This window comes from Tissierella simiarum (assembly GCF_018917865.1).
Taxonomy (GTDB): Bacteria; Bacillota; Clostridia; order Tissierellales; family Tissierellaceae; genus Tissierella_C; species Tissierella_C simiarum.
Map to the genome: position 1 here is coordinate 1 of NZ_JAHLPM010000016.1, position 23,380 is coordinate 23,380.

The following is a 23,380-nucleotide window of genomic DNA, read 5'->3' on the forward strand; positions in this document are numbered from 1 at the left end:
GGGGTAGCTTGGAAAGTTAAAGCGGTTGGCGGACTGTATTCAGCGTGTCTTTAGACACTTGCAAGTAACATGCCCTTATAGGGCTGAGCAAACCACCCGTTTGACGGGTGGTTATGATTGTTTATGAATACCACCAGCTTTGAAGTGCACCCTAAAAGTTAGACTATAATTTTAACTTTTGGGGTGCACTTCATTTTACAGGGGGGACTTTCTTGAGTTCGGCCAGCATGTGCGGTAGCTTGATGGTGAAAGTCCATTATGGAGCTTGGTAGTAGAAATCATTAGCCAAAAGCAAAGGTGTCTATTAGAGATATTAATGGAGATATCTTGGGAATAAATTAGTTTTCTTACAAATTTTTAGTTAAACTAAATGTATTTCAGCTATATTTTTTTGTTTATGCAACTTAGACATTTCAAATTGTAAGATAAGCAGCAGATCGTTGTAATTAAGAAGAAAATTGATATAATTTATATGGAAGGAGGAAAAAAATTGAAGGTCAATTATTATGAAGATAAAATGATAGAAGAAAATCGCGTGGATGTATTCTATAGTGAGAAAGATCGTGAAATCCTCGGAATCATGAACTATTTACAATCATATGAAATAATTTTAGGAAAAAATGAGAAATTGACTAAAAAGATACTTCCTAATGATATATTTTACTTAGAAACTGTAGAGAGACGTTGTTATGCATATTTAGAAAGTGAAGTTTACCAGATAGATTTTAATCTGAAAAATTTTCAAGAACGGTTTCTTAATAATGGTTTTATTCAAATTGGAAAATCTATGATAGTAAATGTATACAAGATAGATAGAGTTAAGACAGATTCAAATATGAGAATGCGTCTGATTATGGAAAATGGGGAAGTACTTATTTTAAATAGAACATTTAAAAAGAATTTTATGGAATATTTGAGAAACATACAGGAGGTAGAAAATGAGGATTATAGATAAAAAAACATTTATTCCAACAGTATGTGTTGTATACACTATTTTATCTATCGGTAAAATTGTACTAGAATCTATTATACAAAATGAATTTGGGAATTATCAATCAAATTTACTTATGATGATTTTTTTGTCATTTATTGCAACATTAGTTCTCTCACAACATTATAGGTTACAGCAAATTCCATTAACACTAGTGATTATTGGACAATATTTGATGCTAATCGGAGTTGTATTATTAATTACTTGGGTTTCAGGATTATATACGGATCTACATCCTAATGCATATAGGGATATTTTTTTATCATTTACAATTCCATATATTATAGGTGCTGCTATTTATTATTTAAATGTGTTCTGGGAAGTGAGAAATGCTAATCAAATATTAAAGAATATAAAGAAGAAAGGAAATTAGATATGGACAAGAAAGTTACTGGGTGGGATTATTTCTCTTTAGGAATGCTTGCATTTGCTGGATTAGGACTAGAAGCGTTATATGCTTATGTATTAGAACCGATGATATATGGAATCACAATGCAGGAGTGGAATACAAGTCAGACAATCATTCACTGGATTATAACCTGCATTTCTTGGGGGATAGTGGGTTATTTGCTCATTCTTGCATCTAAGAAGAAGTATCAGTTTAATCTTTTTGAAACAGCAGATAAGATGACAAAATGGCAATGGATATCTGTTATATTTTGTGTTGTTATAGCATTAGTGGCAAGCTACATAGATTGGAAAGGATTTAAGATTATCAGAGAGTTTCAGAGTAAAGGGCTATTATTATTTGTTTTTCAGTATATATATTATGCCTTTGAAACAGTGCTATTTATGCTTATCATAATTTTTACTCAGAAGGCATTTGAGGCATCGTATAAAAGAAAAAACATCCCATATGGAGGAATAATCTGTGGAATTACATGGGGATTGGCCCATGCATTTACAAAAGGTAGTATATGGATTGGATTAGAAGGAATTGTCCTGGGATTTTTGCTAGGAGTAACTTATTTATTAGTGAATAGAGACATAAAGAAAACATATATAGCATTGTTTATTATGTTTGCACTATAGTTGACTGATGTAGGCGCATATTATATTGATTCTTGATGTTAGTATATAAGCATAGACATAAATTCAACAAGAAAAGCAAAAAGATCTTGAAAGGAAAAAAGAAAATGAATTATACTCACGCCCTATTTTGGGCGTGTTTTTCGCTTTTGATACTATATTGAACCAATAGTAGGAAATATGAATAAAATAAGGAGGAAAATGTAAATAAAGAATGTGAAATTATGATAATTTATTGTAATGAATTGATTCTGTAAATTTATATATTTTAAAGTAAATTAGATAGCTATATACAATAAAAATACCCATTCAATGATAGTTGATTTCGAAAATAAGATATGATATGATTTACGAAATGATAAAAATGGATTTTGTGTTGTAAACAAAGACATATTCTAAAGTTAATCACTTGGAGGCAGATATGAATAAAAGGAGTAAATTAAATTTAGGTGATGAGATTAAAAATATAGTTCAGGATGCGTTGAACAATGCGGATTTTAAAAGATTAAATCGTGATATTGAGAATGTTGTTAAAGGTGCACTTGATGAGGTTAGAAGGTCAATTGATTGGAAACGAGAGAATCACCATAACTGGAATAATCAAACTTGTAATAGTCAAGCTGATAAGACTAATGATTATCAGCATAGAGATGAAAAAGATTCACAGATATTGAGGGAACAAAAACAACAAAGTGATAACTATAATACCATGAATAATTACAATAATGCTTATAGACGGGGTAAAGCAGCTTTAAAGCCAACTAAGTTCGCTGTTCCAGTTGGACAGGTGTCAGGCACATTGTTTACTGTATTTGGGATCATAGGAAGTACTGTATTTGGAATAGGAGTAATCGTATTAACATTATTAGGATATTTGATTGGAAGTAGGGGTGTATTTCATACCATTGCTATGGGACTGTTACCTTGTTTTATTGCAAGTATAATTTTGTGTATGAATGGAAGCAGGATTCGTAAAAGATTAAAAAGATTTCAAAGATATATATCACAGATGCGTGGCCGCAGTTACTGCTTGATTAAGGACTTTTCTTCCGCAACAGGATTGAGCAATAAATCTACGGTGAAAGATTTGCGAAAAATGATTGCTATTGGCATGTTTCCAGAAGGACGTATTGATGATAAAAAGACCTGTTTTATGTTAAACAACGAATGCTATGAACAATATCTTAAGTTGCAGGAAGATATGAAAATGAAGGATTTAGAGGAACAGGAAAAGCAGAAAAATCAGACGACAAGTCAGGATTTTACACAGGAAGAAAAAAATAATAAAAATGATAGTTTGAAACCAGAAATTAGAAAAGCAATTGATGAAGGACGACAATTTGTCATGGAAATTAAAAATGCAAATATCGCAATTCCAGGTGAAGAAATTTCACGTAAATTAGACCGATTGGAAGAAGTAACAGGAAAAATCTTTGATTATGTGGAAATTCATCCAGAAAAGTTTCCTGAAATAAAGAAATTTACGGAATATTTCCTGCCAACCACGTTAAAACTGGTGGATGCTTATAGGAAATTGGATTATCAGCCTGTACAAGGAGAAAATATTTCAAGTGCAAAGAAAGAGATAGAGGAAACAATGGATACCATTAATCTTGCGTTTGAAAATTTATTGGATGGTCTATTCGAGGATGTGGCAATGGATATATCAACAGATATATCTGTATTAGAAACTATGTTTGCGCAGGAAGGGCTAACAGAGAAGAATATGAGAGTTAAAAATAAAACTATGGAGGATAAAAAATGAATAATGAATTGCCAACACTAACTTTTGAACCTTTTAGTGATGATACATCAACTCAAGAAGAACTATGCAAAGACATACTAAATAAGGATGACATGCAGATTCAAAAGCCGGTATTTGATGAAAGTATTCTTTCACCTGAAGAGAAAAAGATAGTCGACGATTTTGCAAATCAGATTGATTTAAATAAATCGAATCAGATTCTCCAATATGGCGTAGGAGCTCAAAAGAAGATAGCAGACTTTTCTGAAACAGCCTTAAATAATGTGAGAACTAAAGATTTGGGTGAAATTGGTGATATGCTTTCTGGTGTTGTAACAGAATTGAAAAGCTTTGATGTAGAGGAAGAGGAGAAAGGATTTTTAGGGTTCTTCAAAAAATCATCGAACAAACTTACGGCAATGAAAGCAAAATACGATAAGGCAGAAGTTAATATAAATAAAATCTGTGAGGCGTTAGAACGGAATCAGATACAGTTGCTGAAAGATATAGCAATGCTTGATAAAATGTATGAACTTAATAAGACATATTTTAAAGAACTTTCCATGTATATTCTGGCAGGTAAAAAGAAGTTGGCTAAGGTTCAGGCTGAAGAATTACCTGCACTAATAGAGAAGTCTGCTGCCAGTGGTTTGCCGGAGGATGCGCAGGCTGTTAACGATCTAACTGCCATTTGTAACCGTTTTGAGAAAAAGATTCATGATTTGGAATTAACCAGAATGATTTCGATCCAAATGGCACCACAGATTCGTTTGGTTCAAGGCAATGATACCATAATGGCTGAAAAAATTCAGTCCACCATTGTAAACACAATTCCACTATGGAAAAGCCAGATGGTTTTGGCCTTGGGAGTTACCCATTCAAGTCAGGCTGCAAAAGCTCAAAGAGAAGTAACGGATATGACGAATGAGTTATTAAGGAAAAATGCTGAAACACTTAAAATGGCAACGATTGAAACAGCAAAGGAATCAGAACGGGGAATTGTGGACATCGAGACGCTTCGTATTACCAATGAATCATTAATATCGACCCTTGATGAAGTTATACGTATTCAAACAGAAGGTCATCAGAAGAGGAAGGAAGCAGAAATCGAGTTGAATAGAATTGAGGAAGAATTGAAAACTAAGCTTTTAGAAATAAGAGGCTAATGAGAGATCAAGACAAACAGTGAGTAAATGGGAAACCAACCAAACGGTTCCTGATCTTATTAAAGCAAAATTACTAAACCAGTTATACAATGTAAGTTATGATTATCTTATATGTGGAAGTCCTATTGGCGGAGATATAACAAGCATTGAAATGATAGTTGATGAAATTGATTGTACTGGTGCTTGGAGTAAAAATATCCGGCCTTAGCTTCATATCAATATCAAGGTATAAAGGAAATAGAATCATACCATGAGCAAATTTCTAATATGTACGACAATTTTAAGAATGAGTTTAACTTAAGTGATATGGATACTGTTTTGGTATTGAAAGATATTCTTTATCAAAAATACCAGATAGTTCAAAGGAAAGTTAAGTGAAATAAATATATGTTTTATCACAATAAGCAAATTTAAAATATCAACAGCACTGAGATATAAAGAGTCTTGGTGCTGTTGCTTTATGCCAAATTATGGGATGACCAAGAATGGATTGCCGATGTTTTTGAAAAGCTCGAAAAATATGAATCTGAATTGAACTCTTAAGGATGTAAAAAATTAGCAACACATCAGAAATCCTTAAAACTATACTCTAAGGAAAATAGCTATTGCCTTAGAATGTCAGATTGATTATATTGTCAATTTAAGAAAGAAGGAAATTCAAAAATAAGTTTATATAAAAAAGTGAATTATGGAAAACCCAATGGGACGTATCAACTTAATTATGATTTAATATAAGTATAATAAAAGTAATACAATAGCTTTGAAACATACTTTCTATGTAGTTACAATATACTACCCTACCCTTGAAGTGGGGAAACGCAAGTTTCGAGATGGGTTTTATAGATGGGAATTGTCATGGATTTTTTCATAACTTTTTGGTATGATTACTTCATCGTAAGAACAAGATAAATCGAAATTTGAAACCGATAATTCCTTAGGAGGCTAGAGGTAGTGATGAAAGAAAAAATGACAATAGGCGAGTTCGCTAAATTAAAAAATATAACGGCAGAGACCTTACGGCACTATGACAGATACGATTTATTAAAACCAGAATATATTGACGAAAAAACTGGGTATCGTTTTTACTCTATTTTTCAGTTTGAAAAGCTTTCAACGATTTTAGAATTACGACAGCTTGGAATGAACCTTTCAGAAATCAAAGATTTTTTTGATAATCGCAATGCAGAAAATTCATTGAAGTTATTGGAAGAACGCTATGAGAAATTACTAGAGGAAATAGAAAAATTGGAATATTTGAAAGATAGTATCTCATACAAAATCAGCCATCTGAAAACTTTTCTAAATTCTGAGTATTTGAATCAAAATGATTTTAAAAACATTCCAGAAAGAAAAGCTTTGTTGTGGAAAAAAGGTTTAAACAGTGGAATGGAGGTTGAGTATGGATATGCTGAACTTGAACAGTACTTAAAAGAATTTGCACCAATTTTTGCAGAAAACAGATATGGAGTCAGAAGAACGCTGAATGAGTTAAATGACTGGAATTCCTATCTGATTTTATTTGTGGATGAAAATTTGCCTTTACCTGATTACAGCACCGTAGATATTATAAAAATTCCTGGTGGGTTATATGTCACCACTTTGTGTCAAGGAACGGAAAATGATGTAATTCAACATATACAGAATATGAAAAATGAATTAGAGGGCAAAGGTTATAAGATTTCTGGTGACATTATTCAAATTGTACAGATTGACCTTTCTGTTACAGGTGCAGTGGAGTCGTTGTTGTATGAAATCCAAATCCCTGTCGAAAGCTTTTGACTTTTGTGTTACACAAAGCTTTATAATATCTCCTATGATTGTTTTTATAGGAGGTATTATTATGAATGAAAATATTTTATTAAAAGAAAAAATACCTAAACTGTATCTGAAATTTGTTATCCCTGCCATTATTGCTATGGTTCTGGAAGGGATTCAAGGAATGGTGGATGGTATTTTTTTAGGTAACTTCGTAGGTGTAAATGCCATGGCAAGCGTAAATATTGCCAATGCTTATTTACAAATTATTATTGGAAGCAGCATGGTTATCTGTACGGGAACTATGAGCTCTCTTGGTCGTGCTTTAGGAGGAAGCAACGCTAAAAAAGCAAAGGATATATTCAGATCTGCTATTATTGCACTTGGAGTTATATCCGTTACCATTCTATTAATTGGTTTCTTTTTTTCTAATGGGATTGCTCGTTTTCTTGGGGCAAATGATGTATTGCTTTCAGATACCAGCAGATATATCCAAACGATTGCTTTGTTTGTTCCGATTATATCCTTTAAGATTTTATTTGGTTTTATAGGAAGATTAATTGAAAAACCACAACTATACTTGGCAGGAACTGTAAGTTGTCTAGTTTCTAATATGGTTTTAAATTTTATAACCATCAAAATTTTACGACTTGGTGTGGTTGGTGCCGCTACTGCTACTGGAATTGCCTATCTGATAGGGTTGATTGTTGTAATCAGACCGATATTATCTAAAAAAACTATTATCAATGTCTATGATGGGAAATTTTGCTGGAATGACTTTAAGAATTTAGCTTTTAATGGTTCTTCTGAAGGAGTAACCTATGTTGCAAACGCACTGACCTTGTTCCTGCTTAACAGATCTTTTATGAATTTTGCAGGAGAAAGTGGGGTTGCTGCATTTACAATAATTAATTATATTGGAAATTTTGTTACGCTGATTATGTTTGGAATATCCGACGGAATCAGTCCAATTATAAGCAGTAATTATGGTGCAGATAAAATGGAGAGAATACGAAAAACTTTGTATACTGCGGTAATAGCGAATTTGGTAATCGGTATTGGACTTTTTTCAGTATTTAATCTGTTTAGCGAAAATTTGATTCGTATCTTTGTCAATGATAACAAACCAGTTATAGATATGGCAGTAGGTGGAGCTAAAATATATGGGTTATGCTTTTTATTAAGTGGGTTCAATATCATTCAATCCGGTTATCATACAGCATTAGGAAATGCTGTTGCCTCCATCATAATAGCTTCAAGCAGAGGGATTGTTTTTGTTGCAATCGGTCTTATGATTTTTTCAGTTTTTTGGGGAATAAATGGAGTTTGGTTTACACTTCCATTTGCGGAAATAATGACATTTGTATGCTGTCTGAGTATTTTATTTCACCAAAGGAAACAAGAAATATCTTTCGTATTTGCACCTTCCAGCTTAACAAACAGAAAAATCAAATAAGCACTGATAGACGCAGATGTTATGAAAACATATCTGCGTCTTTTTCTATACCAAAGGAGTATTAGATGAAAAAGAAAATCAGCAACAAGGAATACAACAAATCTAGGAAAATCGTAAAATCCTATACAATCCTAGAGTAGATGAATTGAAGACAAGGGCTAGAGATAACCTAATTTCAGAAAAAGGATTCAAGCTTAAGTCCATACGATGAATAGAGGTATAACGACTTCAATCTTACTAGTATGTTCTAATGTGTACAAGATCGCACTTGGGATTTGGTTTTGTTTCTATTAATTTAAGAAATTTTTTAAGTTGAAATGTGATTAGCATATGGAATTTATCTCTTATTGTTGTTTTTTCAAATATTACTTGACAAAAACATTAGGCGACTTTATAATTAAGTTAACTTAATTATAAAGGAGAGTGAAGTATTGGTTTCAAAAATGGATAATCAGAACGAAAATGAATTGTTCAATTTGGTTACAGAAATTAATGAGATAACTTATTCCATGAATGCTCGTTTGATAAAAGAGTATCGGTCTTTACTTAATGAAGATCTTTCAAGCAAACAAATTATATTAATGGATTTAGTAAAAAAAGAATCTAGATTATCAATAAGTCAACTGGCTGAATTGATGAATGTTACTTCAAGTGCTGTAAGTCAGATTGTATCCAAATTAGAAAGAGAGAAATATCTGTTAAGGACAATTAATCCTAACAATAGAAGAGAAATAATTGTGCAGTTGGATGAGCGAGGACACCATTACTATTCAAAAGAAGAGGAGATTAACAAGGAAATTGTGAATCGTTTTTATTCTCGTCTGAAAATGGAGGAAGTGATACAATTACGAGACATCTTAGTAAAACTTAATAATGTAGTTGAAGAGGAATTGTCAAGAGAAGAAATGAGAGGAGAATAAAATGGATGATAAGAGAGTAATACTAAAAAAGTTTTTTGATGAAATTCAATCTGAAAAATTAATTAATGGAACTGTCTTAATAGCCAAGGATGGTGAAATATTATATAAAGGAGCTTTTGGTGAGGCTGACCTCGATTCTAAACGAGAACTAAAAATAAACTCGATATTTAATCTTGCATCAGTTTCAAAACCGATAACTGCTTTGGGTATAATGTTATTGGCACAGGCTAATAAGCTTTCCCTTGATGACCCTATAGAAAAATGGTTGTCTGATATTCCTTATAAAGGGATTACAGTAAGGCAATTGTTGAATCACACTTCTGGATTACCCGATTATTTAGAGTTATTCGAATGTCACTGGAATAAATCTAAAATAGCAGTGAATCAAGACTTATTTGAACTACTTATTAAGTATAAACCAGAACGGTTATTCAAACCTAACGAGCGTATGGAATATAGCAATACAGGTTATGTAATGCTTGCTCTTATTATTGAAAAGGTTTCAGGTCTTTCGTTTGCAGAGTATATGAAAAGAAATATCTTTATACCTATTGGAATGCAAGACACTAAAGTATTTTGTCAAAGATTAACTGAACAGGCTATGGATAACTATGCATACGGTTATGTTTTCGATGTGTACAAAGGTAAACATGTTTTACCAGATGAATTTCCCGAAACAGACTTTGTTGTTTATCTCGATGGGATTGTTGGGGATGGAGCGATTCATTCCACAGTTGAAGACCTTTATTTACTTGACCGAGCATTGAGAGATGGGACACTTATTGATGAAACCTTATTGAAGGAAGCCTATTCTCCATCTTCCCCAAGACTTGAAAGTCCTTTTAAATATGGGCTTGGATGGATTTTAGAGAACGAAAAGAGAAAGGGAAGGGCTGTGTGGCACAGCGGTGGTTGGCCAGGTTATGCTACACACTTTAAGAGATACATTGATAATGATATAGTGATTATTTTTTTAAGAAACAAAGAACAGGACTTTGAATTTGAACAATCTATTATAAAGTCAATTGAGAATATACTTTTTGATGAGCCATATGAGACTCCAAAAGCACCAGAACTTCAAAAAGCGAAAATACTACATCCTGAGATTTTAAACAGATATGTTGGCGAGTATCAATTAGAAGAACATACTGAACTGATTACAAGGGTTACAATGAAAGATCAGCGGTTATTCATTGAACTGCCAGGATCAATGAAACTGGAAATGTACGCATCTTCAGAGAATGAGTTTTTCCTTCGCAGTTTATCAGTAACAATTAATTTTGCAAATGATGGCGTTAATTATTATTTGACTATTAATGATGGCAGTTACTCTCAAACTGCTAAGCTTATTTAAAAAATGAAATTGTATTGATTATCATTCGAAATCTTAAGTAGATGTTGAATATCAATATATAAGAATTAGTCTTTATGGTACTAATGGAGAGGAGTATAATCAATTATGTATAGAAATTATTTTATTAGTCAAAATGAACAAAGTTTTTATCCAGAATATGCATGTGGAATTGTTTGTCTTTCTATGTTATTAAAATATCATCAGATAACTGGTTACGAAAACTTTGAGAAACTTGCTATTGAATTAAATTTTAATGTTTCACCAGAAGAAAAAGGATATGATAGTGATGATATGAAGTGTGGGACTTTCCCTGAAGATATATTCAGATATCTTGTTAAAAATAACATTAATTTTAGAATGTCTTTTTATGAAGATGAATGGAAGGAAGCTCTAAAAAAGTCTCCGATTATGGTAATGATGACTGGTAATGAAGAAGAGTTTGGTCTTAGGAATAGTCATTGGATTTTATTAGTGAACAGAGATAAAGATTTTTTTACGTATCTTGATCCATATGAAACATTGATATCAAATAACTACGTAAAACATATTTGGTCAGGTGATTTTCAAAAATATTATACAGGAATAGCCTGTCAAGTAATAATATGAAATTATTTTTCATTATTTGCACCAAAACTCTACACGTTCACGGCTAAAATAATTAAGCATTATTACAAGGAAATGTTTATGCAGGCAAATAAGAATGGGTAAGATTCCGCCACTTCCTCCAAGCATGTAATAGAAACTAACAAAACAGGAGAAGGGTACAAGAAGGATATATGGATATAGGTATGAATGTCCGCAAAAAGCTGTTTGACGATCTGTTTGCAGATTGAGAGGAATTTCCATAAAGTTATTCATTGTTGATTTTTTGTTGTTGTGGTAGTATAATAAATAGAAACTAAAATTTGAGGTGAAAAGATGATTAAATTTTCTTGCTAATTATTAAAGTGCAATATGACAAAAAGGTAAGTAGATGTGTCTACTTGGTTTGTTGTGCTTACGCAAGAAAATTGTTCATTTCTCTCTCAATATATACTTTTTGTGTTATGTTATGATTATTAGTTTAACTATGTATATTTAAGAGCTGTAAGAATGAATTTCTTGCGGCTCTTATTTTTTATAAATAATGAGAATAAGGAGGATGGATAATATAATGAGAAATAAAGACACTATAATAACACATGATAATCTCCATATAAAGCCGGATACTGCGGGCGACATTTATATGGAGTAACACCAGTCGCCTATTGTTCCGACTTTGTTATTAGTACTGTTAAATTACAAGGGAGGGCAAAAATATGTCTTTGATAAATATTACAAATTTGACATTCTTTTATGAAGGAAGCTATGATACTATTTTTGAAAATGTAAGTTTTCAAATTGATACAGATTGGAAACTTGGTTTTACAGGAAGAAATGGAAGAGGAAAAACTACTTTTCTAAATCTTTTACTTGGAAAATACGAATATAAAGGAAACATTTCTGCTAATGTAACTTTTGAATATTTTCCTTATGAGGTACAGGAACAAGAATTTTTCACAATAGATATAATAAGAGAAATCAGTCCAAATTCAATGGATTGGGAAATAATGAAGGAATTATCGCTGTTGGATGTAGATGATGATGTCTTATATAGACAGTTTTATACATTATCAAAAGGAGAGCAAACTAAAGCATTGCTTGCTGCTATGTTTTTGAAAGAAAATTCATTCCTGCTTATTGATGAACCGACAAATCATTTGGATACTGAAGCTAGAAAAAAACTCAGTAATTATTTGAGAAAAAAGAAAGGATTTATTCTGGTTTCCCATGATAGATCTTTTTTGGACAATTGTATTGACCATGTTTTGGCTATTAATAAAACTAATATTGAAATACAGAAAGGGAATTTCTCTTCATGGTGGAGAAACAAGGAATTGCAAGATAGATTTGAACTAGCAGAAAACGAAAAATTGAAAAGGGATATAAACCGACTTTCAGGTTCAGCAAAACGTACATCTGCATGGTCAGATCGTGTAGAAAGTAGCAAGTATGGAACTACTAATTCTGGCAGTAAATTAGATAAAGGGTATGTTGGACATAAAGCGGCAAAAATGATGAAGCGAGCTAAAAATATAGAATCCAGACAACAAGATATGATTGAGGAAAAATCAAAACTTCTTAAAAATATTGAGTCTAATGAAAGGTTAAAAATAGCACCGCTTACTTTTCATGATAATATGATCGTGAAACTTACAGATGTTTCAATTTATTATGATGATAGAATTGTTTGTGAAGGAGTAAATTTTACCGTAGAGCAAGGTGAAAGAATCGCCATTCAGGGGAAGAATGGTAGTGGAAAATCAAGTATATTGAAATTGATTTGTGGAGAAGATATTCCTCACGATGGAATTGTAAGGAAAAACAGTCAGTTAATTATCTCGTATGTTTCGCAAGATACATCGGATTTATATGGAAGTTTATCTGAGTATGCATATAAGCACTGTATTGAAGAAAGTTTATTTAAATCAATTCTTAGAAAGCTTGATTTTTCAAGAGAGCAGTTTGAAAAGAATATGGAGGATTTTAGTGGAGGACAGAAGAAAAAAGTATTGATTGCAAAAAGTTTGTGCGAACAGGCACATTTGTATATTTGGGATGAACCATTGAATTTTATTGATGTAATTTCTCGTATGCAAATTGAAAAGTTGTTGCTTGAATATCAACCGACAATTCTGTTTGTTGAACATGATTATGCATTTTGTGAAAATGTTGCTACAAAAATAATAAAATTATAAAGGATAGAACTGGAGGTTAATTATGTTTTATAAGAATACAAAGGTAACACACAATAGACTCCGTGCAAAGTCAGATATTTTAGGCGACGCTTGCATGGAGTAATATAGTCGCTAATCATGCTGGCTTTGCTTCTTAACTATTAATAGTGAGGAGGAAGTCTACATGAAAAAGACAAAAACAAAATATGAAAAAATAGAACAGATAATATCAAATTTAAATTTACCTTATTATAGATATGTACAGTTTACAAAAGCTATTTTTCATCAAAGGATAGATAACTTTGATGATATGCATATGTTACCAAAAGCATTAAGGACAGCTTTAATAGATGAGTTTGGAAATAATGTATCTAGTGTAATACCTGTTTTTTTACAAAGCTCAAAACAAGCTCAAAAATTATTATTCGAATTGTATGATGGAGAAAGGGTAGAAGCAATTGGATTACAGTATAAACAGGGTTGGGAATCCTTTTGTATATCTTCCCAATGTGGTTGCAGTTTTGGATGTCGCTTTTGTGCAACAGGAAGTGATGGATTTAAACGCAATCTTACTGCTGATGAGATAACTGATCAATTACTTTATTTTTATTTTAATGGTCATAGATTAAACAGTATTTCCTTTATGGGAATGGGTGAGCCTTTTGCAAATCCTGAGATATTTAATGCTTTAAAAATTTTGACTGATCAAAGTTTATTTAAATTAAGTCAACGAAGAATTACTATTTCAACAGTTGGTATCATACCAGGAATACAAAGATTGACCAAAGAATTTACACAAGTGAATCTGGCTTTTTCACTTCATTCCCCATTTGGAAGCCAGAGAAGTGATTTAATGCCAATAAATAAAAAATTTCCATTGTATGAGGTGATGAAAGCATTAGATGACCATATCATTCATACGGGAAGACGAGTGTTTATTGCTTATATTATGCTTGAAGGAATTAACGATTCGAAAGAACATGCAAAAGCAGTTGTAGATTTATTGAAGAACCGTGGTTCATGGAAGTATCTATATCATATTGATTTAATACCTTATAATTTTACAGAAAAAACATTTTTTAAATTCAAATCATCAAGTGATATTAAACAATTTTATAGTATATTAAAGGATGCTGGCATTAGTGTAAATGTTAGAACTCAATTTGGCTCTGAAATTAGTGCTGCTTGCGGACAATTATGTTGTGATAATGAATTATGATATTAGGTTAAATATCTACCTATCGATGAGTCCCTCACTGAGAAGGGATTTCTAAGGCTATAATTCACATATTGTCTTCATTTTCCTTGAAAGATAACTTCACCATGGAGTAAAAATTGTTATTCAAAATATATTTGATAGAGCAATATGGAGTTATTATTAATTGAATGAGATGTTAGTTAAATAATTTGTCTACTAGGGAGACTATCCTGCTTTGTAGAGGTATAATCTCTGGAAACATAAAGTTTCCTGTTAGATTGTATGATGATTAGCTAATGGTGCACTGTAGTTTAGGAATAGAAAGTAGAGTCTGATCACAATATATAATGGCTTTGAAGTGATTTAGGGTCAGGAAATGAGCAAAAAACATCATTTCTTGACCCGTGTTTTTATGGTAAAGTATAGATGACATAGGGTAATTCAAGTAATAATAGTTTATAATTTAATTTAGATAAAAAGAGGAAGAAAACTTATTGTGCTGCTACTATTTAAGGAATCAAAAAATAAGGAGACTTAAAAAATGAAAATATGGACAATACAATCAATTGATATATGGGAGAAGTTAAAAGAAGAAGAGATTGTCACTTGTGATGAAAAGTTAGCTTCCTATTTAAAAGATGAAGATTGTTCATTTTTAGAACCTTATAATTGGATTAGAAATAGAATGATAAATAGAATAGGCGATAGCTCTTATAAATCTAATATATACCCCATATGGGGTTGGTATATTTATGATGGAGTACATAAGAAACCAGATTTAAGATGTTCTGGCCACGGAATACCCGGAAAACAAATGGCTTGTATTGAATTAGAGATTCCAGGTAATAAAGTATTATTAAGTGACTTTGATTTATGGCATTATGTTCTGAATAATTGGTATATAGGAGATAGTACAAATGAAGAAGAACTTGATGCTGAATGGGAATGGTTAGATACATTATCAAAGCAAGAGAAACAAAATATGATTGAAAAATCATGGGATAAAATATTTAACATAAAAAAATCTTTAAATGATGGATTTAATTCATCAGGTAAGTATATCCAAGGTACATTCTGGGAATTGAGGCTTAATGAAGTAAAGAAAGTGCAAATGCTTAAGACAAGATAGAAACTATTGTTTTAATTAGATTTGTGGGTTAAGTAAAATTTTGAAAATATATGTAGACGTATTGTATAATTAATAAATCTAATTTATATTTAATACAGAAAAATTAAAATATTAGAAATAAGGAGAAACAAAATGAAGAGAATAAAAGTATATACCCAAAGATAAATGTGAGAAATATATAGAACAGATCTTTTATGAACTGAGGTGGAGTTCACAGTGAACTCACCAGAAGAACTCACTTTAAGAATTTATTTAACATCAGAAAAAGAACAAGTAAAATAATATAATTAGCAGATAAAAATCTACAGGTTCTCACTATATGGAAATGGCATTTTATATACAAAACAATTTATTGAAACTATTTTTTAACAAGAATCTTAGTTCACTACATTAGTATATATAGTTCACAGCAAACCCCCGCATAAAAATATAAAACTGCTATAATTATAACACCAAAATAATTATATATAGAGGGGGAAGTAGCTTTGAGAAATTTCCTTTATGCTACTTGCGACAAGAAAAGAACGGATTATAGATCCTATCTAGGAATTTTATGATATAACAATGTGGTATTGAAAGATTTCTGTTTATTAGAATCAATTATGGAATAATAAATTCTGGTTATACCGCCTGCATCTTGAAAACCTCAAATAGCCAAAATAATAAGAAATCCATATTCGAGTTAGCTAATCAATTTTATTTTTATAAGATAATTCATGAATTTTCTAAAGCAAATATTCCAGATGATCGCGTAAACAAGTGAAAACGAGAAAAAAATTAAAAAAGTTAAAGGAGTTGATAACGAACTGGTTAAATCTACAAATGCCGGAATGCCTACTATATAAGTTAAAAATATCATTCCAAGAGATAGTGTTATACTTGAAAATAATATAGAAATTATTATTCCTTTCCTATAAAGCAATGTTCCGATAACGATACCTAGTAGCCCGGTGGTAAAAAGCAGTATTATTGTCTCCTGCACATTAACTATAGCAAGAATTAATGCGGAAGAAAAAAACACAGTAAAACCAAGAGAAATATTAGAAACAGCAGCTATCGCAATAGGTAGGGTACTTAATGGACTTAAGGCCAACCCAATCGCAGGTAAAAATACAGGTGCTGATTGGAATAGTACAGCTACTGTTGTTAATATACCTCCAATACAAATGAACCTGCTTATATTCATTTTTTTCAATTTAAATGCCTCCTATCAGGTGCTACTAGTATTTTAGAATGCTGATTGATACGTGCATATTTCTGTATAAGCACTGAAGGTATATCTTCTTAATATACCTTCAGTAAAGGCTTTCATCATTTACATCAAATCAGTCTCAAAATTGATGAGGGAATATGATTGCTCTCTCTTGTTTGTTTTATATTTCGATTCAATAAATCCTAGAAAGGAATTTATCTGGTATTAAGTCGAATTTTATAGTTATGAATCATGGAACAATTTCAAAAACAGTACCTTGGTTAAAATCAGTCACATTCATAGAGCCATAAACCCCTAAATATAGTCTGGTTTGATCCAGATTCGTTCCCAAACTAACATAAAAAGCTGATTGTGACCCAAAATTATAATCGGTTTCAATAACACTAAAATCACTTAGTTTACAATCTGTTCTTATCCTGGTATAAGCTAAAACACCTTTAACGGTCGGTTGAGATTCTTCATCCCGGGCAAAATCGGTAAACACAACACTTCCCGTTAAATCGGGGATTCCATTCCCCATATATGACTGGACTCCTGTAAGTGCAGTTCCTCCAAACTTATCGGGTCGGGGATCTTTATGAAAATAACTAGTCAGAGGCTGAAGACGATGCACTGAAGTTTTTACTGCTTCATTGTAATAAGCAATTACTTTCTCATCCAGAGTTGGACTTGCAGAGCAGTCCCTTATAATTGAAGTAGGAAAAGCCCCTTCCCACCCTCGCCAGCCAAAGTTAATAAATCCTTCTTGGTCAGGTTCAGATTTCATTAAAGAAGCTTGAACAAGCTGAGTAACCGGTATTGGTTTATAATGAACGAATGAAAAAATCGACTCTACCAGATCCTGTCCCACATTTCCCACATATTTGATATACTGATCATAAAACCTTTGAAATGAAATGCCAGGTATATTGCGAACCCCTTTGGCAATTACCGTAAGTGTTTCCTGAATAGGTACGGGGAGTTCATTAAAACGTGTGACTACGGGTGGATTATAGATAAATGTATTCTTGGCTACATCAATTTCAATTATTTTACCGGCGATTTCCATATCATCCTGACTTAAATTAAATGGATCATAGCCTGATCCACCATCTCCGGTTGTTAAAATAAGTTTTCCTGTTTCAGGTGAAAAGTTTAAGCTATTGACACCATTATGATTAAAAAATGGTCTTCTTAAATTAAGTAATGTCCGCCGTTTTTGAAGTTGACCATTCGATTGTAAAATCCATTCTTCAACTGTGTCAATATGATCATATTGAATTTCTCTATTTATCCACTTTAGGTTTAAGGTTCTGGGGTCACATGGATTAGGATTAAAAAATTCAGGAAGAGCACCTAGACCTTGTGCTCCAGCTACTGAATTAGGAAGAGCACCCGGACCTTGTGTTCCAGCAACTGAATAATGAAGATAAAACAGACCGTTACAATAAAATTCGGGATGAAACGCTAGCCCTATCAATCCCCGTTCATCATATCCACCACCAGAGACACCTAGTTTTATGATTCGTGGGCGAATATCTAAAAAAGTCCTTATAACTCCGTTTCCTATGTAAAAGATCTCTCCTACCTGGGTTGCAATAAATAATCTTTCGATTGAGTCACCTGGAAGTATAGTTGTTTTCAAAACAGTGGGTAAATTTATCTTACTAACAATAGGACGTAAACTAACTTTAACTTTTATCAACTTATTTTACACTCCTTCTTATTGTTTTCTTTTATAAGAATATGATTAGAACTGTTATATTAGTACCAAATTGTGGCCGGGGAATCTGATGATGCATTGCACCATTTTCCGCACCAGCATCGGAGAAATTTAGGGCGATCATTGGGGACGTGGCTGTTTTTGCATATTGAATTGACAAATATTCTTTCATGGCGTATTTTAATCCGTCTACACCCACTTGATTGTGCGTGTCAAGAACATTGAGCTGGAGCCGGCACATTTCCCAGTCAAAGGAATATTATCGAATTCATCATAGTCCCTCTGCCAAGGGGATGCCAGCTTCAAGCAGCATTATTTTTGTACACTTAAGGCATATGGAGTACTGTGTGTCGTTAAGCAGAAAGATAAATAGAGTTTATACTTAAATTGTCTAGAGTAAATAAGATATTTGCTTGTATATTTAAATCAAGAGTAAAATAAGAATGATAATTTAGCATTTATTTTAGTCTTTATTTTTGTTAAATAGTTAAGTCAGACTAAGGCTATGGTCGTTTAATAAGTGTAAACATAAAGATAAAGGAAGGTGATTAATATGAATAAGCTAGTGAAAAAACTTAAAAAGATAATGATAAAGATTTTTTGAAGCTTTTTCAAACATATGAGGAAGAACTATATCGAACCAAGTATGAGTAATGCTGGAAATATTTATGACAATGCTATTATGGAGTCCTTTAATAAATCATTAAAAACCGAAGTGATGGATGGTAGCAAAATTTTTGTTACACGAGAAGAGACTAAAAAAGCTGTATTCGAACATATACAGCTTTTTTATAATAGGAAGAGAAGGCATTCTTCTTTTGGATATTTATCTCCTTTAGAATATGAAAAACTGAACCCTGAGTAAATAAACTATTTATCAAGTCTACCTAATCGGGTTTAATCCACCTTAAAAATATGTCGGTAAATTTGCCAAAATATAAGCTGATTGCTTTAATTGGCATATCGGGTAGTGGCAAATCTACCTTTGCTATGGATATTCTGTAAAAAGAATGTTAGTGGCAATACATGAAGAGTATGGGTCTTGTCACCGACCTAATAGGTCATTGGTAGATAGCATATCCGAACTTTCTTTTTTAATTGCTATCGTTCAAAGAGCACTTCCTAATAGCCCACACTCTACGGTTGGCACATATACAGAAAATTTCACCTGACTGTAAATTTGATATATGAAAGTATAAGAATGCACAAAGAGCTGGAAAACTGCATTAATAAATATATTACCAATATATGGGGCTATAACTCAGTGTGAGAGTGCCACGTCAGTAGCGTGGAAATCGAGGGTTCAAATCCTTTTAACCCGAATACAATAACCATAAGGCCAAAGCTTTGGTTTTATTTTAACCTATAATAGAAAAGGCCGGGCACTTGATACAAAATTAAGTTGAGCAAAAACTCGGATAGAAATGTACGGGTTTTTTTGCGTTACAATTAAAGAAGGGTGCTGGGAGAAATGTAAGAGTAAAGGTCTCTTATTTCTATCCGAGTTTTACACAATCTGACTAAACGATAAAACCGTCGCAATGAAAGAGTAACTGCTAACCTGTGCCATTAGTTTCAACTTTTATTGCCGCTGTGAATATATTTCTTAGAATGGTGCATATTGAAATTTGTGTATTATTGTCTAAAAAGCAAATAGGAGAAATATGTATAATAAAAATAGTTATATAAATTGCAATAAAACTATTACAAGGCAAAATTAACCACTAAAGATCATCACCATTCTATGACATTATGTAAACTAGAATAATATAGAATGGTGGTAAAAATGAACAAACAAGATAAAATATTTGAAACTGAAAATAATAATCCTAAGATTCAAGCAATAAAAAAGGCTATGAAAGATTCAAATGATAAAAGAATGTATTAACGTTATCTAGCTATTCTTCTTCATCTAAAAGGTTTAAACAATAAAGCTATTGCAGAAGACTTAGGTCTATGTCAACATACCATAGGAAATTATATTAGAAAATATAAAGAAGAAGGTATTTCAGGCCTAGATATAAATCATAGCCCAGGTGCTCCTCGTTTACTTACAATAGAACAAGAAAAAGAACTTGTAGAAGTAGTTACTACAAAGACTCCAGACGAAGTAGGTTTTGCACCTAGGAAGAATTGGACTATTGCTATCATTCGCCAATGGGTTATTAATAACTTTGGTGTAAAATACAGTCCTAGAGGTATGGCAGAAGTATTATACCGATTAAATTTAAGTTATACTAGACCAACCTATACTCTGAAAAAAACTGATGCTGAAAAACAAGAAGCTTTTAAACAAGAGTTTGAGGTTTTAAAAAAACTTATTTGACGGAAAAATTGACCATATACTATTTGAAGATGAATCTATGATTCGTGATTACCAAGCCATTCAGAAGACATGGTTTTTAAAAGGTAAACAACGAATCATCCCTACATATGGTAAACGTGAGGGAGTAAAACTCCTAGGTACTCTTAATTACGAAACAGGTCATGTTTATTGTGTTGAGGAAGAAAAATATGACGCTGAGATATTTTTAAACTTCCTAAAAAATGTTTTAGCAATCTATCCACTGGAAAGATAGTGATGATATTAGATAATGCTAGAATTCATCATGCTAAACTACTTGAACAATTTTTAGAAGAACAAAAAAATAGACTAAAATTAATCTTTCTACCACCCTATAGTCCAAACCTAAATCTTATCGAAGGCTTATGGGGCTGGCTAAAGTCTGAAATAATAAACAATGTTTTTTATACTAATGCTAGAAAAATAAAAGTAGCCGTGAGAAATTTTATCAGATTTATTAATCAAAAACCTAATGACGTCATAGACCGTCTTTGTGTTCAAATGTAAAATCTTTATTGCAAACTATATATATGCTATTTTGGCAATAGGTTTTTGTAAATTTTTAACTAATGAAAAATTAAAAGTTGGTATTGATAGTAATATAATTTATATCTGAACATACAAAATCTAAGTCAAGAATTAGTCAAATTAGTAAAAAATATAATTAGTAACATTAATGATGAAATGTAGAAAGTTAAATTATTTTCTCATGTATCTAAAATTTTATAAGGGGGTACAGTAATTATAATAAAGTAAATAAAAAAACTATTGACAAAGTTACACGATTAAGGTTATTATAGATACACAAAGTCTTTAATTGGAGGTGTTTAATACATTATGAAGTATTCAAAAGCTACAAATTATGCTCTTCACACCATGCTTTTTCTTGCAATGGACACACCAAATAAACTTGTTGGTGTACAGGAGTTAGCAGAAAAACAAAAAGTTTCTCCAACGTATTTGTCCAAAATATTGACCAAGTTAGTTAAGGAAGGAATGATTAATTCTTCTTCAGGTGTCAACGGAGGTTATTCCCTTAGTCAAAATTGGGAAGATATTTCATTCTTGGATATTATACATGCTATTGAAGGTAAATCATCTTTATTTGATTGCTGTTTAGAATCTCATTCAGAATGTGTTATAAAAAAAATAATGCTTTCAGCAGAAGAAAAAATGGAGGAAGAGTTAAGGAATCAGAAGATATCAGATCTTGTTAAGTAAATATCTGTGGATTTATAATCCACTCTTATTTTTTAATGAATTATAGATATAAAGAGTCTTTTAAGTCTTTGATTACAAATTTAAATTGGTTATTGCTAGGGAGAAATATCAAATCCAATTGGCTAAATATCTTCCACCAATTTCAAATATAAAGCACTATTATAGAAAAAGTCATTTAGCAGTCCCTATTGTAGTGGGTGGAATTAAAAGACTGACCATTGATTTGTTATTTCAGAAAACAATCTTAATCATTAAAATTTAAAAATAAAAGGAGGTAAATTTATGCAAATCACACTTTATTTAATTATGGGGATAATTATTGGAATGTTTTTCCCTATCCAAGCATCTATAAGTGCTCGTTTAAGCTCTTATTCAAAAACACCTTTAACAGCTTCGTTCATCGCATTTTCTTTAGGAACGGTAATACTACTCATTATAAATTTAATAGTAGATCCTATCGGAATTACTACTGGAATTGATTTTTCATATCCATTGTATGTTTTTATCGGTGGAGCAATAGCTGGTGTCGGTTTTAATCTAGCTAATATCATTCTTTTTTCAAAACTTGGCGCTTCAGTTACAACGCTAGTAACCGTAACCGGGCAAATGATTGTAGGAATCCTAATCGATCACTTTGGGTGGTTCGGTGTACAAGCTAATCCTGCTAGCATTACTAGAACATTCGGGGTTGTCATTATGATTTTCGCCATTTCATTGGCTCAACCTAGAAAGAAAAAAGACTTAACCATGGCGTCAGAAGAAGAAAAGAAGGATAGTAAAATCACCTGGATAATTTTAGGTGTTCTAGCCGGATTTTTACCACCATTGCAAACCGCTATTAATGGAAAACTTCGTACTGCAACGGGCTCTCTTTTAGGAGCTACTTTCATTTCTTTTTTTGTTGGCACGATTATCTTGCTTATTTTGATATTGATTACTCAACGTCGCTTAGAGTTTCCTTTGTATGACACTCAAAAAAATCGTATTCCTATTTGGACATATATGGGCGGTATATTTGGCATATTTATTCTAACAGGCAACATTGTCTTGTTACCTGTGCTTGGATCGGTTCTAACTACTATGATTTTCCTATTAGGACAAATGATTATGGCATTAACAATCGATCAATTTGGAATGTTTAATTTACAAAAAAGAAAAATTGATAGTAGAAGAATCGCTACTTTAGCATTGATGATTGTTGGAATCATATTTGTTAAGTTCTTGTAATCTTATATGTCAGACTAAGCATGTATTTAATATATTCAAAAAAACTACCAAGTTAGCATAACTTGGTAGCTTTTTCTTGAAATCTTTATAGTTAAGTTATTTATTTTTATAGTTTTTTATAATAGGTTGTTGAATAACTAAAATTACCAGTAAAAAAGTCGTCCAATTTCTAGTA

At 31.8% G+C, this 23,380-nt stretch carries 20 protein-coding genes, 1 tRNA gene and 1 pseudogene; 20 read left to right on the plus strand and 2 right to left on the minus strand.

Annotation, left to right across the window (positions count from 1 at the left end):
• The first annotated feature begins 490 nt into the window (after positions 1 to 490).
• From KQI42_RS15970 to KQI42_RS16035, 14 genes are all read left to right on the plus strand, one after another.
• Positions 491 to 955, plus strand: a complete 465-nt coding sequence (locus KQI42_RS15970; RefSeq protein ID WP_216521223.1) for a LytTR family DNA-binding domain-containing protein — start codon at positions 491 to 493, stop codon at positions 953 to 955.
• Positions 939 to 1,364 (plus strand): DUF6608 family protein, encoded by a 426-nt coding sequence (locus KQI42_RS15975; RefSeq protein ID WP_216521224.1) that lies wholly within the window; start codon positions 939 to 941, stop codon positions 1,362 to 1,364. The genes KQI42_RS15970 and KQI42_RS15975 overlap by 17 nt, the downstream gene beginning before the upstream one ends.
• Positions 1,365 to 1,366: 2 nt before the next feature.
• Positions 1,367 to 2,023, plus strand: a complete 657-nt coding sequence (locus tag KQI42_RS15980) for a hypothetical protein (RefSeq protein WP_216521225.1) — start codon at positions 1,367 to 1,369, stop codon at positions 2,021 to 2,023.
• 418 nt (positions 2,024 to 2,441) lie between these two features.
• Complete coding sequence (locus tag KQI42_RS15985) at positions 2,442 to 3,785, plus strand: 5-bromo-4-chloroindolyl phosphate hydrolysis family protein (protein ID WP_216521226.1); 1,344 nt, start codon at positions 2,442 to 2,444, stop codon at positions 3,783 to 3,785.
• Entirely contained in the window at positions 3,782 to 4,930 is a 1,149-nt protein-coding gene (locus tag KQI42_RS15990) for a toxic anion resistance protein (RefSeq protein ID WP_216521227.1), read from the plus strand. Before KQI42_RS15985 ends, KQI42_RS15990 begins: the two co-directional genes overlap by 4 nt.
• 19 nt (positions 4,931 to 4,949) lie before the next feature.
• Positions 4,950 to 5,138: a hypothetical protein gene (locus tag KQI42_RS15995; RefSeq protein ID WP_216521228.1), complete on the plus strand. Its 189-nt coding sequence runs from the start codon at positions 4,950 to 4,952 to the stop codon at positions 5,136 to 5,138.
• A 746-nt stretch (positions 5,139 to 5,884) separates the two neighbouring features.
• Complete coding sequence (locus KQI42_RS16000) at positions 5,885 to 6,709, plus strand: MerR family transcriptional regulator (protein WP_246566697.1); 825 nt, start codon at positions 5,885 to 5,887, stop codon at positions 6,707 to 6,709.
• Between the two features lie 61 nt (positions 6,710 to 6,770).
• A complete protein-coding gene (locus tag KQI42_RS16005) occupies positions 6,771 to 8,141 on the plus strand; it encodes an MATE family efflux transporter (protein ID WP_216521230.1) in 1,371 nt (456 codons plus the stop codon).
• Positions 8,142 to 8,584: 443 nt separating this feature from the next.
• Positions 8,585 to 9,061, plus strand: coding sequence for a MarR family winged helix-turn-helix transcriptional regulator (locus KQI42_RS16010; protein ID WP_216521231.1), 477 nt, complete (start codon positions 8,585 to 8,587; stop codon positions 9,059 to 9,061).
• A gap of 1 nt (position 9,062) precedes the next feature.
• Entirely contained in the window at positions 9,063 to 10,415 is a 1,353-nt protein-coding gene (locus KQI42_RS16015; protein WP_216521232.1) for a serine hydrolase, read from the plus strand.
• Between the two features lie 105 nt (positions 10,416 to 10,520).
• The gene (locus KQI42_RS16020) at positions 10,521 to 11,021 is read left to right on the plus strand and encodes a cysteine peptidase family C39 domain-containing protein (protein WP_216521233.1); all 501 of its coding nucleotides are present in this window, start codon (positions 10,521 to 10,523) and stop codon (positions 11,019 to 11,021) included.
• Positions 11,022 to 11,713: 692 nt separating this feature from the next.
• Positions 11,714 to 13,192 carry an Lsa family ABC-F type ribosomal protection protein gene (locus KQI42_RS16025; RefSeq protein WP_216521234.1) on the plus strand — a complete coding sequence of 493 codons (1,479 nt, stop codon included), beginning with the start codon at positions 11,714 to 11,716 and terminating at the stop codon, positions 13,190 to 13,192.
• A gap of 163 nt (positions 13,193 to 13,355) precedes the next feature.
• A complete protein-coding gene (locus tag KQI42_RS16030; RefSeq protein ID WP_216521235.1) occupies positions 13,356 to 14,390 on the plus strand; it encodes a Cfr family 23S rRNA (adenine(2503)-C(8))-methyltransferase in 1,035 nt (344 codons plus the stop codon).
• A 520-nt stretch (positions 14,391 to 14,910) separates the two neighbouring features.
• Positions 14,911 to 15,498: a DUF3841 domain-containing protein gene (locus KQI42_RS16035; RefSeq protein ID WP_216521236.1), complete on the plus strand. Its 588-nt coding sequence runs from the start codon at positions 14,911 to 14,913 to the stop codon at positions 15,496 to 15,498.
• A gap of 682 nt (positions 15,499 to 16,180) precedes the next feature.
• Here the strand turns inward: KQI42_RS16035 and KQI42_RS16040 are convergent.
• Both KQI42_RS16040 and KQI42_RS16045 read right to left on the minus strand, forming a co-directional pair.
• Positions 16,181 to 16,693 carry a hypothetical protein gene (locus KQI42_RS16040; protein ID WP_216521237.1) on the minus strand — a complete coding sequence of 171 codons (513 nt, stop codon included), beginning with the start codon at positions 16,691 to 16,693 and terminating at the stop codon, positions 16,181 to 16,183.
• A 247-nt stretch (positions 16,694 to 16,940) separates the two neighbouring features.
• A complete protein-coding gene (locus tag KQI42_RS16045) occupies positions 16,941 to 18,395 on the minus strand; it encodes a PQQ-dependent sugar dehydrogenase (RefSeq protein ID WP_246566688.1) in 1,455 nt (484 codons plus the stop codon).
• Between the two features lie 637 nt (positions 18,396 to 19,032).
• Between KQI42_RS16045 and KQI42_RS16050 the strand changes: the two genes are divergently transcribed.
• The 6 genes and pseudogenes from KQI42_RS16050 (at position 19,033) to KQI42_RS16075 (ending at position 23,205) form a co-directional block, all read left to right on the plus strand.
• On the plus strand, positions 19,033 to 19,278 hold the full coding sequence (locus KQI42_RS16050) for an IS3 family transposase (protein ID WP_216521238.1): 246 nt from the start codon (positions 19,033 to 19,035) through the stop codon (positions 19,276 to 19,278).
• Between the two features lie 50 nt (positions 19,279 to 19,328).
• Positions 19,329 to 19,418 carry a hypothetical protein gene (locus KQI42_RS16055; RefSeq protein ID WP_216521239.1) on the plus strand — a complete coding sequence of 30 codons (90 nt, stop codon included), beginning with the start codon at positions 19,329 to 19,331 and terminating at the stop codon, positions 19,416 to 19,418.
• Between the two features lie 245 nt (positions 19,419 to 19,663).
• Positions 19,664 to 19,735, plus strand: a tRNA-Thr gene (locus tag KQI42_RS16060).
• Positions 19,736 to 20,199: 464 nt separating this feature from the next.
• Positions 20,200 to 21,264 (plus strand): annotated as a pseudogene (locus tag KQI42_RS16065) (IS630 family transposase).
• Positions 21,265 to 21,594: 330 nt separating this feature from the next.
• Positions 21,595 to 21,978, plus strand: a complete 384-nt coding sequence (locus tag KQI42_RS16070) for an Rrf2 family transcriptional regulator (protein ID WP_216521240.1) — start codon at positions 21,595 to 21,597, stop codon at positions 21,976 to 21,978.
• Between the two features lie 282 nt (positions 21,979 to 22,260).
• Entirely contained in the window at positions 22,261 to 23,205 is a 945-nt protein-coding gene (locus tag KQI42_RS16075; RefSeq protein ID WP_216521241.1) for a DMT family transporter, read from the plus strand.
• The last annotated feature ends 175 nt before the right edge of the window (positions 23,206 to 23,380 follow it).